General features: G+C 73.2%; 13 protein-coding genes and 1 pseudogene. 11 read left to right on the top strand and 3 right to left on the bottom strand.

Translation table 11 applies throughout. The features are described from left to right. The 6 genes and pseudogenes from ACFP1Z_RS27950 to ACFP1Z_RS27925 form a co-directional block, all read left to right on the top strand. Positions 1-167 (top strand): annotated as a pseudogene (locus ACFP1Z_RS27950) (ABC transporter ATP-binding protein); the annotation flags it as partial. A gap of 210 nt (positions 168-377) precedes the next feature. Beyond that, positions 378-2,339: a glycoside hydrolase family 3 protein gene (locus tag ACFP1Z_RS27945; protein WP_390320430.1), complete on the top strand. Its 1,962-nt coding sequence runs from the start codon at positions 378-380 to the stop codon at positions 2,337-2,339. Positions 2,340-2,349: 10 nt separating this feature from the next. Next, positions 2,350-2,979 (top strand): gamma subclass chorismate mutase AroQ, encoded by a 630-nt coding sequence (aroQ, locus tag ACFP1Z_RS27940; protein ID WP_390320429.1) that lies wholly within the window; start codon positions 2,350-2,352, stop codon positions 2,977-2,979. Positions 2,980-3,092: 113 nt separating this feature from the next. Continuing rightward, positions 3,093-4,058 carry a hypothetical protein gene (locus ACFP1Z_RS27935; RefSeq protein WP_390320428.1) on the top strand — a complete coding sequence of 322 codons (966 nt, stop codon included), beginning with the start codon at positions 3,093-3,095 and terminating at the stop codon, positions 4,056-4,058. 3 nt (positions 4,059-4,061) lie between these two features. Beyond that, on the top strand, positions 4,062-4,742 hold the full coding sequence (locus ACFP1Z_RS27930) for a hypothetical protein (RefSeq protein WP_390320427.1): 681 nt from the start codon (positions 4,062-4,064) through the stop codon (positions 4,740-4,742). Next, positions 4,723-5,598, top strand: a complete 876-nt coding sequence (locus tag ACFP1Z_RS27925; protein WP_390320426.1) for an inositol monophosphatase family protein — start codon at positions 4,723-4,725, stop codon at positions 5,596-5,598. Before ACFP1Z_RS27930 ends, ACFP1Z_RS27925 begins: the two co-directional genes overlap by 20 nt. Before the next feature lie 33 nt (positions 5,599-5,631). Here ACFP1Z_RS27925 and ACFP1Z_RS27920 read toward each other — a convergent pair whose 3' ends face one another. After that, positions 5,632-6,795: an ArsB/NhaD family transporter gene (locus tag ACFP1Z_RS27920; RefSeq protein ID WP_390320434.1), complete on the bottom strand. Its 1,164-nt coding sequence runs from the start codon at positions 6,793-6,795 to the stop codon at positions 5,632-5,634. Positions 6,796-6,904: 109 nt separating this feature from the next. Here ACFP1Z_RS27920 and ACFP1Z_RS27915 point away from each other — a divergent pair, with 109 nt between their 5' ends. The 4 genes from ACFP1Z_RS27915 to ACFP1Z_RS27900 all read left to right on the top strand — a co-directional run bounded on the left by ACFP1Z_RS27915 (position 6,905) and on the right by ACFP1Z_RS27900 (position 15,723). Then, on the top strand, positions 6,905-12,865 hold the full coding sequence (locus tag ACFP1Z_RS27915; protein WP_390320425.1) for a WD40 domain-containing protein: 5,961 nt from the start codon (positions 6,905-6,907) through the stop codon (positions 12,863-12,865). Positions 12,866-12,928: 63 nt separating this feature from the next. Further along, positions 12,929-13,915 (top strand): alpha/beta fold hydrolase, encoded by a 987-nt coding sequence (locus tag ACFP1Z_RS27910; protein WP_390320424.1) that lies wholly within the window; start codon positions 12,929-12,931, stop codon positions 13,913-13,915. Between the two features lie 62 nt (positions 13,916-13,977). Beyond that, positions 13,978-14,550 (top strand): DinB family protein, encoded by a 573-nt coding sequence (locus ACFP1Z_RS27905; protein ID WP_390320423.1) that lies wholly within the window; start codon positions 13,978-13,980, stop codon positions 14,548-14,550. Positions 14,551-14,694: 144 nt separating this feature from the next. Beyond that, positions 14,695-15,723, top strand: a complete 1,029-nt coding sequence (locus ACFP1Z_RS27900; protein WP_390320422.1) for a hypothetical protein — start codon at positions 14,695-14,697, stop codon at positions 15,721-15,723. Between the two features lie 56 nt (positions 15,724-15,779). Here the strand turns inward: ACFP1Z_RS27900 and ACFP1Z_RS27895 are convergent, their stop codons facing one another. Then, on the bottom strand, positions 15,780-16,145 hold the full coding sequence (locus ACFP1Z_RS27895) for a CU044_2847 family protein (RefSeq protein WP_390320421.1): 366 nt from the start codon (positions 16,143-16,145) through the stop codon (positions 15,780-15,782). Between the two features lie 129 nt (positions 16,146-16,274). Between ACFP1Z_RS27895 and ACFP1Z_RS27890 the strand changes: the two genes are divergently transcribed. Further along, complete coding sequence (locus ACFP1Z_RS27890) at positions 16,275-17,483, top strand: hypothetical protein (RefSeq protein WP_390320420.1); 1,209 nt, start codon at positions 16,275-16,277, stop codon at positions 17,481-17,483. On the opposite strand, the gene ACFP1Z_RS27885 is transcribed toward ACFP1Z_RS27890, so the two are convergent. After that, the gene (locus tag ACFP1Z_RS27885) at positions 17,473-18,075 is read right to left on the bottom strand and encodes an NUDIX domain-containing protein (protein ID WP_390320419.1); all 603 of its coding nucleotides are present in this window, start codon (positions 18,073-18,075) and stop codon (positions 17,473-17,475) included. The genes ACFP1Z_RS27890 and ACFP1Z_RS27885 overlap by 11 nt on opposite strands. Between the last annotated feature and the right edge of the window lie 47 nt (positions 18,076-18,122).

Genomic DNA, 18,122 nt, shown 5'->3' with positions numbered 1-18,122 from the left:
CGACGCACCTGATCGCGATGCGGGACGGACGCGTCGTGGCGGAGGGCGCGCCCGGGGACATCGTGACGGCCGAACTCGTCGAGGACGTCTTCCAGTTGAAGTGCCGCGTCATCGACGACCCGGAGACGGGCACGCCGCTCGTGGTACCGGCGGCTCGGGTGCGGTGAGGCCGGGGGTGCCGGCGCGTCGCTGGGTGCGGGTGGGTGAGCGCCTGCGGCGGGCTTGTTCCCCACCCCGCCCCTTCCCGAAACTGGGGGCTGCGCCCCCAGGCCCCCTCTTTCCGGGTGCTGGGGGCACCCCCTCTGGAGGAGGGCGGGCAAACGCCACACCCGGATGGAGCGCACCCTTTGACGTTGCCCCAGCGACATGGTGCGCTCATGGATGTGAGAGGCCATCAGACCCGACACCGGACGCGGCGGTACGCCGCCCTGCTCGCCGCAGGCGTCACGCTCGCCGCAGGCGCCGCCCTCGCCCAGCCCTCCACGCCCTCCACCGCCCGCCCCGCGCCGGCGGCCCCGTACCTCGACGCCCGGCTGCCCGTCGAGCAGCGCGTCACCGATCTGCTCGGCCGGATGACGCTGGAGGAGAAGGCCGGGCAGATGACGCAGGCGTCCCGGGAGGCCGTCGACGGCGACCGGGCCCGTATCACCCGTCTCGGCCTCGGCGCGCTGCTGTCCGGCGGTGGCTCCGCGCCCTCCCCCAACACCCCGGCCGCCTGGGCCGACATGGTCGACGCCTACCAGCGACGCGCCCTGGCCACCCGGCTGCGGATCCCCCTGCTCTACGGCACCGACTCCGTGCACGGCAACAACAACGTCCTCGGCGCCACGGTCTTCCCCCACAACATCGCCATGGGCGCCACCCGCGACCCCGCGCTCGTCCGGGAGGCCGCCCGGATCACCGCCGCCGAGACCCGCGCCAGTGGACCCCAGTGGGTCTTCGCCCCGTGTCTGTGCGTGGTCCGTGACGACCGCTGGGGCCGTACCTACGAGAGCTACGGCGAGGACCCGCGCCTCGTCGAGTCGATGGAGACCGTCATCGACGGACTCCAGGGCACGAGCGTGAAGGACCGGGCCCGCCCCGACCACGTCCTGGCCACCGCGAAGCACTTCGCCGGCGACGGCGACACCACCTACGGCACGTCGACCACCAAGAGCTACACGATCGACCAGGGCGTCACCGTCACCGACCGCCGCCACTTCGAGCGCGTCGACCTCGCCCCCTACGGGCCCGCGGTGCGCCGCCACCACGTGGGCAGCGTCATGCCGTCCTACTCCAGCGTCCGCTGGACCGACCACGGTGACGGCACCCCGGTGCGGATGAGCGCCAACAGGGAACTCCTCACCGGCACCCTCAAGGGCCGCATGGGCTTCACGGGCCTGGTCGTCAGCGACTGGGAGGCCATCGGTGAACTGCCCGGCGACTACCCGGACCAGGTCCGTGCCGCCGTCGACGCCGGCATCGACATGTTCATGGAGGCCGACCACCCGGCCCGGTTCCTGCGCACCCTGATCGCGGAGGTACGGGCCGGACGCGTGCCCCTGACACGCGTCGACGACGCCGTGCGCCGTATCCTGCGCGCCAAGTTCGAACTCGGCCTGTTCGAGCACCCCTTCACCGACCGCCGGGGCGCGCACGCCATCGGCTCGCAGGCCCACCGCGCGGTCGCGCGCCGCGCCGTCGCCGAGTCCCAGGTGCTGCTGAAGAACGACCGCCACGCCCTGCCCCTGAAACCCTCGCAGCGCCTGTACGTCGCCGGGGTCAACGCCGACGACGTGGGCAATCAGGGCGGCGGCTGGACCGTCACCTGGCAGGGCGCCTCCGGGCACACCTTCCCCGGCACGAGCATCCTGCGGGGCATCAGGCACGCCGCGCGCCACGTGACGTACAGCGCGGACGCCTCCGCTCCGGTACGCGGCCACGACGTCGGCATCGTCGTCGTCGGCGAGACGAGCCCGTACGCGGAGGGCGAGGGCGACGTCGGCAACCACGGCCGCACCCTGAACCTCTCCCCCCGCGACCGGGCCACCGTCGACCGCGTGTGCCGGTCCGTGCCCACCTGCGTGGTCCTCGACGTCGCCGGGCGCCCGCAGATCGTCACCGACGAACTCGGCAAGGCGGCCGCGTTCGTCATGGCCTGGCTGCCCGGCGGCGAGGGCGAGGGCGTCGCCGACGTGCTGTTCGGCAAGCGGCCGTTCACAGGGAAGCTCCCGGTGAGCTGGCCGCGCAGCGAGGCGCAGGAGCCGGTCAACGTCGGTGACAGGCACTACGATCCGCTGTTCCCGTACGGCTACGGGCTGACGGCAAAGGGGAGTTCACGGGCCGGAACGGCCGGGTAGGGGGCGGGACATGGCGCGTACTCACCGCCCGTCACGGCGCGGCCCGCGCGGCCGGGTCCCGGCCCTGGCCGCCGTCACGGTCGCCGCCGTGCTGACCTCGGCGCTCCCCGCGCAGTCCCAGGCAGCGGCCGACCCGCCGGAACAACTCCTCACCGCTCTCGCCCTCGCCGCCGGTGAACGGCTGCGGGCCGCCGACGACCTCGCCGCCGCCACGTGGCTCTCCGCCCAGCCCGTCGTGGACCCCGCCCGTGAACAGCACGTGCTCGACGCCATGGACGAAGCAGCCGTCCGCCGCGACATCGACCCGCTGACCGTGCGGCGGATCTTCCGCGACCAGATCGCGGCCGGTACGTACGTGCAGCGGCAACTGCACGCCCACTGGCACCACTTCCCGGACGAAGCCCCCACCACCGCCCCCGAGCTCTCCGAGGTCCACGCGCGCGTCGACGCGATCGACACCCGGCTCCTCGCCGCGATCGGCCGCGCCGAGGAGCTCCTCGACGAGCCCGAGTGCGGGCGCCTGCGCGACCGCGCCCGCGCGACCGCCATCGACGCCCTGGACCTCGACCCCGGCCACGCGCGCGGACTGCGGCGCGCGCTCGCCGGGGTGTGCGCCGCGGACGCGGCCCCGCCCCGCTGAACACGGCTCGCGCGCCCCCCGGGCCGGATCGCGGCGCTGCGGAACCCGGCGATCTGGCCCCTTGCCAACCACCGCTCCTACCATGGCCGTTAACCGGGGGAAAGGGTGTCGCCATGGCGCGCGGAACGGTACAGACAGGGCGGCGGATCGAGAATGCCGTCGCCTGGACCGTCAGAAACCTCGACGCGGTCGTCGCGATGGGCGCCGCGCTCATCATCGGCCTGCTGGAGATCTTCGACCACCATCTCGATCCGAGCATCGGCTCCGGCGCGACCCTGCTGGTGCTCGGCGCGCTCGTCTACGGCACGCTCACCGAGCGGCGGCGCCGCATGGCCGACATCCACGAGGCGACCACCGGGGCCCGGATGGCCATCGAGGACCTGACCATGGTGCGTTCCCTCTCCGGGGACGAGCTCGAACGCGCCCTGGACCACGCCCGGCAGCACACCGACCGCTGGGTCTTCAAGGGCGGCACCGGCACCTATCTGCGCGCGGTGACCCTGCCCGTGTGCGCCCAGGAGGCCCGCCGCAGGCGCCGGTCCCTGACCGTCAAGATAGACATCGTCAACCCGGCCGACGACCAGGCCTGCGCGGCCTACGCGCGGTTCCGCCAGACCTTCGCCAGCCGCCTGGACGTCACACCCCCGCCCGAGCCGTGGAGCGCCGAACGCACCCGCAAGGAGTCCTACGCGACCGTGCTCGCCGCGTGCTGGCACCGGCAGCGCCTGGACACCCTGGAGATCGACGTCCATCTCTCCTCGGTCGTGCCCACCCTGCGCTTCGACCTGTCCGACGAGTACCTGATCATCACCCAGGACGACCCCCGGCGGGTCAACCTCCTGGTGGAGAAGAACCGCCCCCTGTACGACTACTACGTCACCGAGCTCCACCAGCACCGCGAACAGGCTGTCGCCGTCAGCCTGTTGGGGGCCGAGCCGCTGAGCGAGGAACCGACCGTCGACGAGGTCCACCGGCTCTTCGAGAGCATCAACCTGCCGCTGCCCGCCTCGCTCACCGACGGCGACGTGAGCGAGATCGTGGAGAAGGCGCTGCACGCGGAGAACCCGTACCGGAGGTGAAGGGTGGCCGCCACGGTGGACTACCGATTACTCGAAAGGGCCGCGACCAGCGGCCGGGACCCCGCGCCGCTGCTGCGCGCCGCCGCCCTGGCCCTCGCCGAGATCGCCGCGGGGCGGCGGGAGTTGCGCGCCGTGCGGCACCCGCTCGGCTTTCTGTGCTTCCCCGTCCAGCGCGAGGGCGACTCCGGGGTGTGCGTGCACGTCTTCGGCGGCCCCGGCGACGCCGCCCCGGCGCCGCTCACGACCTCGCCCGTCCACTCGCACAGCTGGGACCTGATCAGCTGTGTGCTGTACGGGCGGGTCATCAATCTGCCTGTTCGTGTGCTGGACGAGCGCGAACGTCCCACGCACCGCGTGTACGAGGTCGCGAGCAGCCCCTCCGGCGTGGACGAGATCCGGCCGACCGCGCGCCTGGTGCGCAGCGAGAACGGTCCTGAACAGGCCAGTGTCACGGGGGAGATCTACTCCCTGCCGGCGGGCGAGTTCCACACCACCGTTCTGCCCGGGGGGAGCGCCTCCGCGACCCTGCTGCTCGGCCGGGTGCGCCCGGGGCGCCGGGACCTTTCCCTGGGACCGGTGGATGGGGTGGGGCACCGGGTGGTACGACAGACGTGCGACGTCGCACAGTCCGCCCGGACCGCCTCCACTGTCCTCAGGAGGATCGATGCTCCTCACCACCGATGACGCGCACGGACCGGCCCTGCCCGCGACGCCGTTCCGCGCCGAACACCGGCTCGCCGTCGCCGCCGCGCGCGAAGCGGGGGCGCTGCTGCGCTCGCGCTTCCAGGGCGAGTACGACGTACGGGCCAAGGGTGAACGCGGCGACGTGGTCACGGACTTGGACGTCCTGGCCGAAAACCTCATCGTGCGGCGCATCCACGAGGCCTTCCCGCGCGACGCGATCCTCGCCGAGGAGTCCGGCGGCCTCCCCGGCGCCGCCGGACCGGTGCGGCGCACCTGGCTGGTGGACCCGCTCGACGGCAGCAACAACGTTGTCATCGGCCTGGCCACCTACGTCGTCGGCATCGCGCTGTGCGTCGGCGACCTGCCCGTGGTCGGTGTCGTCCACGACCCCGTCACCGACCGGACCTGGAGCGCGATCGGCGGCGGCGGCGCCTACGGCCCCGCCGGGCGGCTGCGCGTCAACGGGCACCGGGTGCCCTCCGCCGGGCCGCTGCTCGCGTGGACGCAGGGCTACGGGGTGGCCCGCGACGACCCCCGGGCCCGCGCCCTGAAGGAGTGTCTGGAGGCGCGCGCCAGGCGGCTGTTGCAGCTGTGGGCGCCCCTGCTGTCGTGGTCGCTGCTCGCCCGGGGCGACATCGACGGATTCGTCGGCTACCGCGCCGAGGCCATCGACCTGCCGGCGGGCGCGCTGCTCGCCCGGGAGGCCGGGGTGGAGATCCGGGCGCTGGACGGCGGCCGGTTCCGCTGCGGGCTCGCCGGACCCGACACCGACCGCAGCTTCGTCGCCGGCCGCCCGCAGGACATGCCGTACCTGCTGGAGCTGGTGGGCGGCAGTACGGTCCTCGGCGTCGGCTGAAACCACCAGGCACGCAAGAGCACCGGCGCGGGCTCAGCGCGTCGCGGCCAGCGCCGCCGACGCCGCGAGCACGGCTCCCGCCGCGAGCACCGCGCCGGTGCCCACGAACCGGCCGACCGGCACCGCAACCCCCTGCGCGTGACAGCGCTCGAACCACAGCAGCGTCGCCAGCGAGGCCCAAGGAGTGATCACCGGGCCCGCGTTGGTGCCGACGAGCAGCGCCAGCAGCTGATCGTGGTTGCCCGCCGGGACCGCCGCCTCACCCGCCAGATACACGGGCAGATTGTTCAGTACGTTCGACAGCGCGCCCCCGACACCCGCCGCGCGCAGCATCCCCGCCACCCCGCCGTCCGTACCCACCGCCGCCGCGAGCGCACCGTGCAGCCCGTTGACATCGACCGTCTCCACCACCAGGAACAACCCCGGCACCAGGACCAGCAGCCGCCACGGCACCAGCGACAGCCGCAGCACCGACCGGCGCCGCACCGCGAACGCCGCCACCGCCACCGCCGCCGCCGACGCGGACGCCACCCACAACGGCACCGCCGCGAGCAGTATCACCAGCAGGAACCCCGCACACGCCAGCGCGCACACCCGGAACAGCACCCGGTCCGGCGGACGGTGCGGCTCCGGCGGACGATAGCTCCGCGCGCCGCGTCTGCCCCGCCGCCAGTAGAACAGCCACAGACACCCCATCGTCACCGCCACCGCGGCCAGTTGCGGTATCCACATCCGCGCCGCCAGCCCCGCCGGGGAGAGCGCCACCCGGTCCGCCGCCAGCAGGTTCGTCAGATTCGACACCGGCAGCAGCAGACTCGCCGTATTGGCCAGCCACACCGTCGTCATCGCCAGCGGCACCGCCGCGATCCCCACCCGCGACGCGAGCGCCAGCATGACCGGCGTCAGCAGCACCGCCGTCGTGTCCAGGTTCAGCGCGATCGTCGTCACCGACGCGAACAGCACACACAGCACGAACAGCACCCCGTAGCGGCCCCGCCCCGCCCGCGCCACCGCCGACGCCACCACATCGAACACCTCTGCCCTGCTGGTGAGTTCGGCCAGCACGATCACCGTGCCCAGGAAGGCCAGCAGCGGAGCGATCCGCTCCATCGCCTCCCGCGCGGGCGCGGGCGGCAGCAGCCCGGTCGCCAGGAACAACAGACCGCAGGTGAGCACCCCCACGGCCAGCCAGTCCAGCACATGCAGACGCTTCAGCACTCGGTCGACGACGCGCACAGCACAGAGGATCGCACACGTTTCGCCCGATACGGTGACCACGAACGAGCCGGTCCGTACGATGGATCCCATGGTCGAACTCCGGGAACTCGCCGAGGAAAAGCGGCCGTTGGACTTCTTCATCAGCTACTCACCCGCGGACGAGCACTGGGCGTCCTGGATCGCCTGGACCCTGGAGGAAGCCGGCTACCGCACCGTGCTCCAGGCCTGGGACTTCGTCCCGGGCACCAACTTCGTCGACTTCATGGACCACGGCGTCAGCAGGTCCGTCGCCGTGATCGCCGTCCTCTCCCACCACTACGAGCGCTCCCGCTACGGGCGCATGGAGTGGCAGGCCGCCCTGCGCGCCGACCCCGACGCCCCCGAACGCCGGCTGATCACCGTGCGCGTCGAGGACATCCCCGTCGAGGGACTGCTCGCCACCATCACCTACGTCGACCTCGTCGGCGTCCAAGAGGCCGCGACCGCCCGGGAGATGCTGCTCACCCGCATCGGCCAGGCCCTCGCCGGCCGCGCCCGCCCGGCCGGACACCCGGGCTTCCCCGGCGCCCCCGCCCCCGCGAACCCGGCCCCCGCGAACCCGGCACCCGCCGACAATCCGCACCCCCGGGCCGAACCCCGCCCCGGCAGCCCCGGCTGGGCCGGCCGCCGCCGGCCCGCCACCGCCCCCGGCGACCCCCACGCCGACGCCACCGCCCGCACCCGCGCCTCCGTGTCCGTACTGCACCTGGCGGGCCCCGGCTTCGGCCGCGGCGCCGACCCCGCCGCACTCCAGGCCGCCGTCTGGGGCGACCTCGTCGAACTCGCCGACGCCGGCGCCCCCGCCCCCGACCTGATCGTCGTCACCGGCGACCTCACCGCCTCCGGCAGCCCCCGCGAGTGCGACCAGGCCCTGACCTTCCTCACCGGACTGCGCGCCAGACTCGGCCTGGCCGCCGACCGGCTCGCCGTCGTCCCCGGCGGCCAGGACGTCAACCAGGCGGCCAGCCGCGCCTACTTCGCCACCTGCGAAGCCGACGAGATGCAGCCCCGCCCGCCCTACTGGCCCAAGTGGCGCCACTACGCCCGCCTGTTCCACGAGCTCTACCAGGGCCTCGACGCCGTCTTCGACAGCGACCAGCCCTGGACCCTCTTCCCGGTCCCCGCCCTGCGCACCGTCGTCGCCGGACTGAACTCCTCGATGGCCCACAGCCACCGCCCCGACGACCAGTACGGCCTGCTCGGCCCCGAACAGGCCGCCTGGTTCGCGCAGGCCCTGCGCCCGTACGAGGCGGACGGCTGGCTGCGGCTCGGCGCCCTGCGCCACCGGCCCGACACCCAGGGCAGGCTCGAGCGGGACGCCGCGCCCGCCCCGGCCCGTACCCCCGCCCGCGACCCCCGCCCGCCCGGCACCGCCGCCCGCGCCGCGGCCACCGCCCTGCGCGACACCGACGTCCTCGCCCGCCTCACCGCCCCCCGCCTCCACCTGCTCCTCCACGGCCCCGCCGGCGACCCCCGCGCCACCGCGGCCGCCCCCACCGCCGCCCTGGTGCCGCTCGCCTCCGGCAGCCTGCCCGTCCTCGGCGCCGCCGCCCCCGCCCGCCACCAGCTGCTCCAGATCACCCGCGACGGCCTCGTCCGCTGGCCCGAACGCCCCGGCCCCGCCCCCTGGCACTACGCCACCGAATGGCGCGACAGCGGCCGCGTGTTCGCCGCCCCCCAGTCCCTGCCGGGCACCGGCGCCGAGGAGCCCGCGCCCCTCCCGCCCGACGCCCTGGACCCCGACACCCAAGGCAGGCCGGACTCCGACACCGAGACCGGACGCGCCCTGGCCGGCCCCCTCGACGGGCTCATCACCCGCGTCGCCGAGGTCTGCCGTATCCGCCACGAAGGCGTCCACCTGCGCCGCCTCCCCGGTGAGATCCCCGGCCTGCTCGCCACCTGGACCGAGGCCGGCTTCGTCCGCCAGCAGCGCATCGCCGTGTGCACCGGCACCCCCCAGGCCGAGGACATCGACCGCTTCCTCGACCACCTCTACGCCGCCGGCACCGAGACCGACGCCGAGTACGTCCACGAGGGCCCGCCGCCCCCACGCGCCCTGCGCGAGCGCGCCCGCCGCCGCGGCCTGCGCGTCCGCAGCTTCACCGAATTCCAGGGCCTGCTCGACCTGCGCGACCACGTCGCCTCCCAGACCGAACGCCTCAGCACCGACGCCCAGTACCCGCCTGGCCTCTACCTCCCCCAGCGCTACCGCGAACTCGAACGCCCCGGCACGGTCGAACGCGACGGACTCGTCGAGGCCCTCCTCGACCTCCTGGAGGCCGACCACGGACGATTCGTGCTGCTCCTCGGCGAGTTCGGCCACGGCAAGACCTTCGCCCTGCGCGAACTCGCCCGCCGCATCCCCGCCGAACTGCCCCACCTCTCCCCGCTGCTCATCCAGCTCAGCACCCTCGACAAGGCCCACACCCTCGACGGACTCGTCGCCGCCTACCTCGCCGGCCACGGCGTCGACAGCATCGACCTGCGCGCCTTCCGCTACATGCTCCGCCAGGGCCGCATCGTCCTGCTCTTCGACGGCTTCGACGAACTCGTCAACCAGGTCAGCTACGACCGCGCCGCCGACCACCTGCAAGTCCTCCTCGACGCCGCCGTCGACAACGCCAAGATCGTCGTCACCAGCCGCACCCAGCACTTCCGCTCCCAGGCCCAGGTGCTCACCGCCCTCGGCCAGCGCGTCGGACTCCTCCCGCAGCGCCGCCTCCTCGCCCTCCAGGAGTTCACCCCCGCCCAGATCCACCGCTACCTCGTGGCCCGCTACGGCGACCGGCCCGCCGCCGACCGCCGGCTGCGCCTGCTGGAGGGCATCCCCGACCTGCTCACCCTCTGCCGCAACCCCCGCCTGCTCAGCTTCGTCGCCGACGTCGACCACGAACGGCTGCGCGCCGTCGCCGGCGCCGGACGCGCCCTGAGCCCCGCCGGACTGTACGAGGAAGTCTTCACCGCCTGGCTGCAGTTCGAGGAACAGCGCGGCCGCGGCGGCCCCGGCAGCGCCCCCGGACTCAGCCTGCGCCAGCTCTGGCACGCCGTCACCACCCTGGCCCTGCGGCTGTGGGAGAGCGGCGAGAGCGCCCTGCGCCTCGACGAACTCACCGACGTCGCCGAGACCTTGACCGAACTCGCCGACAGCCGCCTGTCCGTACCGCAGGCCGCGCACGCCGTCGGCGCCGGCAGCCTCCTCATGCGCACCGACGACGGACTCTTCCAGTTCATCCACGGCTCCGTCGTCGAATGGCTCATCGCCCGCGAGGCCGCCGACCGCCTCGGCCGCGGCGGGACCGACGGGACCGCCCTCCTCGCCCGCCGCCACCTCAGCCAGCTCGCCGTCGAGTTCCTCTGCGACCTCGCCGACCACCACGCCTGCCAGGAGTGGGCCGAACGCGCCCTCGCCGACAGCGACGCCGGCCAGGGCGCCGAGACCGCCCGCGCCAACGCCGTCAAGATCCTCAACCGGCTGCGGGTGCCCGCCCACACCGATCTGCGCGGCGCCCTCCTCGCCGGCGAGGACCTCTCCTACCGCGACTTCTCCGGCGTCGACCTCTCCGGCGCCGACCTCACCGAGGCCAGCCTCGTCGGCGCCGGCCTCGCCGGGGCCGTGCTGCGCGGCGCCCGCCTCACCGGCGCCCGCCTCGACGACGCCGACCTCACCGACGCCGACCTCACCGACGCCGATCTGCGCGGCGCCCGCCTCATCCGCACCACCCTGCCCGGAGTCGAGGTCACCGGCAGCCGCTGGCACCAGGCCGCCCTCATCAACGCCTCCGCCGAACCGGCCACCCTCCAGGCCCCGGAACTGAGCACCGCCGCCGTCGCCCCCGGCATGGGCGTCGAGGCCGGATTCCGGCCCGCCGCCGTCGGCGTCCCCTACGGCTTCGGTATCCGCACCGGCCGCCTCCCCGAACCCGTCTCCTACAGCCCCGACGGCTCCCTCCTCGCCCTCGGCGCCGAGGACGGCGGCGTCCTCGTCTGCGACGCCGGCACCGGCACCGCCCTGCGCACCCTCCAGGGCCACACCGAGCGCGTCTACGCCGTCAAGTTCCGCCACAACGTGCTCGCCACCGGCGGCGCCGACGGCTTCGTCCGCCTGTGGGACCCCGTCGCCGGCACCTGCCGCCACACCCTGGAGATCCACCCCGACGGCGTGTGGCCCGTCTCCCTCGACGACACCGGCGGCCGCCTCGCCACCGGCGACGCCGAGGGCACCGTCACCCTCTGGGACCCGGCCACCGGCACCGCCCTCCACCGCCTCTCCGGCCACCGCGCCCCCGTCTACACCGCCGTCTTCAGCGCCGACGGCACGCTCCTGGTCACCGGCGACGCCGACGCGGCCGTACGGCTGTGGGACACCGGAACCGGCCGCTTCCTCGGCGAGTTCGCGGGCCACCACGGCGCCGCCTACCGCGCCCGCTTCAGCCCCGACGGCACCCTGCTGGCCACCGGCGACCGCGGCGAGGACAACCGGGGCACCGTCCGCGTCTGGAGCGTCGACGGCCGCCGGCTGCGGCACGAACTCACCGGCCACACCGGCCGCGTGTACACCCTCGACTTCCACCCCAGCGGCGAACTCCTCGTCAGCGGCGACACCGCCGGCGGGGTCCGGCTGTGGGACCCGCTGACCGGCCGGCCGGTCGGAGCACCGCTGCGCACCGACGGCGGCGCCGTCTACCAGGTCGTCTTCTCGCCCGACGGCGGCCTGCTGGCCATCGGGGACAGCGACGGCGTGGTCCGGCTGTGGCGGGTGGGCCGCACCACCGACGGCTGGAGCGCCACCCCGCTCGGCCGGCAGCCCGCCGACCACCAAGGGTCCGTGTGGGCCTGCCGGTTCCGCCCCGGCGGCACCGCCGGTACGGAGGCCGGCCCGCTGCTGGTGTCCGTCGGCAACGAGGGCGCCGTCCGCCTGTGGGACGCCGCCACCGGGCAGGGCCGCCGCATCCTGCGCGGCCACGGCCGCAAGGTCACCGGCCTGGCCTTCAGCTCCGACGGCGGCCACCTCGCCGCCTGCGGCAACGACGGGGTCGTCCGTCTGTGGGAGCCCGCGACCGGCCGCCGCGTACGCGAGTTCACCGGCCGCAACGACCGCCTGGTCTCCGCCGTGTTCACCCCCGGCGGCCCCGTACTGGCCACCTCCAGCAGCGACGGCGACGTCTACCTGTGGGACACCCTCACCGGCGAGTACCAGCGCGAACTCGACGCCGAGACCGACCACGTGTGGGCCGAGGCGTTCAGCGCCGACGGTACGGTCCTGGCCACCGCCAACGACGACGACACCGTCCGCCTGTGGTACCGCAGCACCGGCGCCCACGTCACCACCCTCGCCGAACACCGCGGCCGCGTCCGCTCGATAGCCTTCCGCACCGACGGCTCCGCCCTGGCCACCGGCTGCGACGACCGCTACGTCCGCCTGTGGAACCTCGCGGACAGCCGCCTCGCCGCACGCCTCGACGGCCACGACGACCGCGTGTACGCGGTGGTGTACGGCCCCGGCGACGACTGGCTCGCCAGCGCCTCCTGGGACAGCCAGGCCATCGTCTGGCGCGACGGCACCCCCGTCCACCGGCTGCGCGGCCACACCGGCCGGCTGTGGACAGCGGCCGCCCACCCGCACCGCCCGCTGCTCGCCACAGCCGGCGACGACCGCACCGTCCGCCTGTGGAACCCCCTCACCGGCACCGAAGCCGGCCAACTCCCCGGCCACACCGGCCGCATCCTCGCCCTCGCCTTCAGCCCCGACGGCTCACTCCTGGCCAGCGGCGGAGCGGACGGCACGGTCCGCCTGTGGAACGTACCCACGGAGGGCACCCCCTCCGTACGCGCCACCCTCCTCGGCGTGCCCGGCGGCTGGGCGGTCCTCACCCCGTCCGGCGGCTACAAGTACGACGGCGACATCGCGGGCGAGTTCTGGCACGTCGTGGGCATGTGCCGCTTCGAACCGGGGGAGTTGGACGGGCATGTGGCGGGGGTGAGGCGGCTGGGGGCGGGGGACGGGATCTGAGGCCCCCGGGGCGAACACCCGTAGACTCACCTCGACACGACGTCCGTACGAGGGGAGAGGCCCGTGACCGGCAGCACCGCAGCGATCGAGCACAGCGAAGTCGAGGTCAACGGAGTCAGGCTGCACATCGCCTCGCAGGGCGAGGGACCACTGGTCCTGCTGCTGCACGGCTTCCCCGAGTGCTGGTACTCCTGGCGGCACCAGTTCGCGCCGCTGGCCGCCGCCGGATACCGGGTGGTGGCCCCCGACCAGCGCGGGTACGCCCGCAGCACGGCGCCGGACGACGTCGGCGCGTACACCCTGCTGCACCTGACCGGCGACGTCATCGGCCTGATCCACGCGCTCGGCGAGGAACGGGCCGTCGTCGTCGGCCACGACTGGGGCGCGCCCGTCGCCTGGACCTCGGCCCTGCTCCGCCCGGACGTGGTGCGGGCCGTCGCCGGGCTGAGCGTTCCGCCCGTACCCCTGTCCCCGACCTCCGTCGCGCGCGAGCACTACGGCGACGGCTTCTACCAGATCTACTTCCAGCAACCGGGCGTCGCCGACGCCGAGTTGGCGCGCGACCCCGCCTCGACGTTCCGCCGCGTCCTGTACAGCGGTTCCGGGGACAACCCGGCGACGGAGCGCCCCCGCCCCTGGGTGATCCCCGAGGGCGCGACGCTCCTGGACACGATCCCCGAACCGCCGGAGCTGCCGCGGTGGCTCACGGCCGAGGACATCGACGCCTTCGTCCAGGAGTACGCCCACCACGGCGACCGCGCCTTCACCGGCCCCCTGAACTGGTACCGCAACATCGACCGCGACAGCGAACTCCTCGCCGTCTTCCAGGGCCGCCGCATCGACGTGCCCGCCCTGTACGTCGCCGGGGACCGCGACATGGTCGTCTCCTTCCGCGGCATGGACCAACTGCTGCCCGCCCTCGGCACCGTGCTGCCGAAACTGCACCGCAGTGTGATGCTGCCCGGATGCGGCCACTGGACGCAGCAGGAACGCCCGGACGAGGTCAACGCGGCGCTGCTGGAATTCCTGGGCGCGGTCGGCACGTTGTAGTGGGGCGGGCCGGGGCGTGAAATGCGTGGCGGCTCGCCGCGCGGGTGGCTGATGATGGCCGTATGAGCGGTCAAGCAGGCACCCCGCGCAGGCGAGCCGACATGTTCCTCCCCTTCGAGGACGACCCCCGCGAGGGCGGGCCCCGCCTCGGCGACGAGCGCGCCACACTCACCGAATTCCTCCGCTGCCAGCGCGCCACCCTGGAAATCAAGTGCTCCGGCCTCGACGCGGCCGCCCTCGCCCGCCGCGCCGTGGAGCCCTCCACGATGTCCCTTCTCGGCCTGGTCCGTCACATGGCGGAGGTCGAACGCGGCTGGTTCCGGCGGCGGATGGCCGGATCGGACGCGCCGCCGCTGTTCCGCACCGCGTCCGATCCGGACGGGGACTTCGACGGGGCGGTGGCCGATCCGGAGGTGGTGGAGGAGGCGTGGCGCCTCTGGCGCGAGGAAGTCGCGTTCGCGGACCGCTTCGTCGCCGAGGCGCCGGATCTGGACGTCGTGGGGCACGGGGATGACTCCCTCGAAGAGGCCATTTCCCTGCGGGAGTTGCTGGTGCACATGGTGGAGGAGTATGCGCGGCACAATGGGCACGCGGATCTGTTGCGGGAGCGGATCGACGGGAGGGTGGGGCAGTAGGCGGCCATCAGGCCTGGCAGCCAGGCTTGGCAATCAGGCTTATATACAAGGCTGTTGAGCGTGGGGCAAGGCGATCAGGTCGCTGCCGTTCGGACGAGTGATCGCGGCGTGCGTGACAGCGGCCCGTGGCCCTAGCGTCACCTCATGGTCACAGCGCACCACGAAGCGGCACACCGGATCTTCCAGGAACGTCCGGAGTTACTCGCGCCCGTGTTCCGGATCCTGGACGTGCCGCTGCCGGAGAAGATGGAGGTGGACGTCCTCACCCCCGACGCCACGGAGATCCGTCCGCTGGAGCGGCGGGTGGACACGGTGCTCCGTATCGAGCCCCCGGAGGGGCAGGGCGGTGGTTTCCTCGTGGCGATCGAGGCCCAGGGCCGTCGGGACGAGGGCAAGGCGGTCAGTTGGGCGTACTACTTGTCCTTCTTGAAGGCGAAGTACGATCGGCCGGCGCTTCTCCTCGTGGTCTGCCAGGACGAGGCGACGGCGAAGTGGGCGGCGGGGCCCTTCCACCTCGGGCGGGAGGGGTGGACCGCGCTCACCGTCCATCCTCTGGTCCTCGGCCCGGGGAACGTCCCCGTGATCCAGGACCCGTCGAAGGCCGCCGAGGACTTCACCCTGGCAACATTCTCGGCCATGACACATGGTCGAAGCCGCAGCTGTGAGGTGATACTGGAGGCACTGTCGACCGCTTTCAAGGCCGCGGGACCCGAGGCGGTCTCGTACCACGCGGAACTGCTGGAGATCGGCCTGGGGAAGACCCCGGCCAGAGACATCTGGAGGAAGCTGATGCCGCGCACGTTCTTTCCCGGCCGTGGCACGCTCATCGAGGAGACGTTCCTCGAAGGGAAGGCCGAAGGCCTGGAGGTGGGTTTGGCCCAGGGCTTGGCCAAGGGCTTGGCCCAGGGCAGGATCGAGGGCAAGGCCGAGGTCGAGGCCGAGGTCCGGGCAGCCCATGCCGCGGCTCGTGAGGCCCGGGCCGAGGCCCGTGACGCCGAGGCCAGGACCTGCGCCGAGATGCTGCTGCGCGTGCTGGAGAACCGGGAAGTCCCGACGCTGGCCCGGACGCGGGAGCGCATCCTCGACTGTCAGGACCTGGAAACGCTGCAGCGTTGGATCGACCGCGTTCACACCGTCTCCGAGGCCGAGGACCTCTTCGACGAGAACGACTGAAGACGCCCGCCGTCTGCCCGGGTCCCTTTCCTGAACGGGACCCGGGCAGCCCCGTCTCACAGTCCGGAAACCGGTTTCTCGGGAGAATCCGCATCCTCTCCGAGTGAAATGCTGGACTCTCCATCCTTCTTCCAGGTGGCCGCCACCTTGAGCGTGCCCTTCCCGCTGGCTCCTGTCACTACGCTCACCAAGGCACCGGACTTCACCGCGAGTTCGATTCCGAATTCGAGTGTCACCTCGTCCGGTGACGATCTCCGTAACCCCGAACGCACGTGACCGACGACCGTTTCCAGGGTCTCCGAGAGGTCTTCCAGCCGCTTCTTGATGTCACCCGCGGAGATGTCCCTCGGGCCGGCGGATCCCTCGACGCGTACCCAGAAGGTCCTGCCGTCGGGTGTCTCCGCCCTGATGATTTCCGACATTCCGCTCCTCCGTGGTGTGCGCGGCCGAGGCAGAGCGTGGAATTTCCCGTTCTGCTGTCTTGCGCGGAACCGACGCGCTACCTTCTGGCTCCGGTCACGAACCGTACTGCCTCCGAAGGGGGTTGGCCCATGAACCGAGAAAGCCGGGCGGCGGACGCGGAGACGATCTACCTTTCCGATGTGGATCCGCACTCCTCGGCACCGATCCACCGGGTGGCGGACCTGAGGGCGCGGCTGTTGCTCCATGTGCTCTTCGCGGATTCCCTGCTGATCGGGGACTCGCAGAGTCTCAACAACCCTTTCTTCCGGGCGCTGGTGTGTACGGAGGAGGCGCGGCGCGTGGAGTGGCCCGCCGGCACCTCACCGCTCCCGGATCTCGCCCCGCTGCTGCGGGACGGGCGGATGCGGGTGGCCCTCCGGGCGGGCCCCGGCCTGCGGGCGATCCGGGAGCAGCACGAGCAGCAGCGCGTCGACAACGTTCCGAGCCGTGACTACGTGGAGTGGCTGGACGGGCTCACGGCCGGCCATGTCACGGTCTACGACCCGGGCGCGGTGACGGCCGCGTTCACGTCGGGGCTGCTGGATCGCGTCGATGCGGGGCTGCGCCGGGCCGAGGGAGCCGAACGGGCCGTTCTGGAGTCCGTCCGGCAGTGGTCGGCCGAACAGGACGCTCTCGGGTACAAGGCGTTACGGGACTGGATCAGTGGTCATGAGGCCGGCCCGGCGGAGATCCTGGTGTGGGGGGCGGTGGACGAGTGGGCGGGCGAGTCCTACCGGCAGGCCCTGCCCGGTGTCCTGGGGTGTGGCCTGGCCGCCCCGCGCGACGAGCCCGACAGGATTCCGGCCGGCAGGACCCGTCGGGTACTCGAACGGGCCGGGCTGCCCGCTGTCGTGCTCGACAGCGTTCTGCTCTCGCAGCTGCCCGTGGAGGTGCTGCTGGAAGCGGTCGCACAGCCGGCACGCAACTCCCTGGTCCGGCAACTCGCCCTCGTGCGCAGAGGGATGCCACCGGATACCGGTGAACTGGACAGTGCCGCCGAGGAGTTCAGCGTCTGGATGCTGGAGACGTTCGAACGCACCTTTCGTCCCGCGGGCGGCAGGGCCTGGGCGCATCTTCAGGGGGAGAGGCGGCTGATGCGCTTCGGCCTGGACGAGGACACGGTGACCGGGCAGCTGGGCGCCGGACTGGAGACGCAGCCGTCGGCGGACGGCCGGGGGCGGGGGCTGTCGTTCCACGTGCTGGGCCCCCGGGCCGAGGACGCGCCGCGCGAGGCCGGTGCGGTCACGCGGCGGCCGGCACGCGAACTCGATCCGTTCGACCGCCTGGTCACTCTCTAGGGCCGCCGCACCCGGCCGTCGAGGCGTCGCGGTCGTCCATCACGAAGGCGAACGCGGCGAGGGTGACACCACAGGTGATCCGGCCCCGCCGCAGCCAGATCAGGATCTCGCGTGGCGACGCCCACACGGGGTCGCCCACCGACTCCATCTCCTCCGGGCGGGCGGTCCGGCTCCGCTCGGGGGACACCACGGCCCGGCACACGTGCACCGCCGTTCCGATCAGGCCGGTTTCCGCGTGCAGCATTCCGACGACCTGTACGGAGGAGGCCATGAGGCCGGTCTCCTCCCGGAGTTCTCGCGCGGCCGCCTCCTCGGGAGCCTCGCCGGGCTCGCATCCGCCCCGGGGGAATTCCAGGGACACCGCACCGACCGGATAGCGGTACGTGGGCACCAGCGCGATGCCGTCGGGACCTGTCGGTACGACCACCACCCCGCTGTGCGACCACTCCCACCGCAGATAGCGGCCCGGGAGTCCGTCCGGCGAGACGATCTCGTCGTTGTACAGCGTGCCGAAGCGATTGCCGAAGACCTCGACGGCCTGGCGGCGCAGGATCGGTGCGGGCGTGCGGGGGGCTTCAGGGCCTGTGTGCATACTGCTCCCGGTGAGAACGGCGAGGAGAACGGCGAGGTCCGGGCCCG

The sequence above is a fragment of the Streptomyces gamaensis genome (genome assembly GCF_042656465.1).
Lineage (GTDB): Bacteria > Actinomycetota > Actinomycetes > Streptomycetales > Streptomycetaceae > Streptomyces > Streptomyces gamaensis.
Note: the sequence above shows the minus strand (reverse complement) of the source record. Positions and strands in the feature narration are given on the sequence as shown.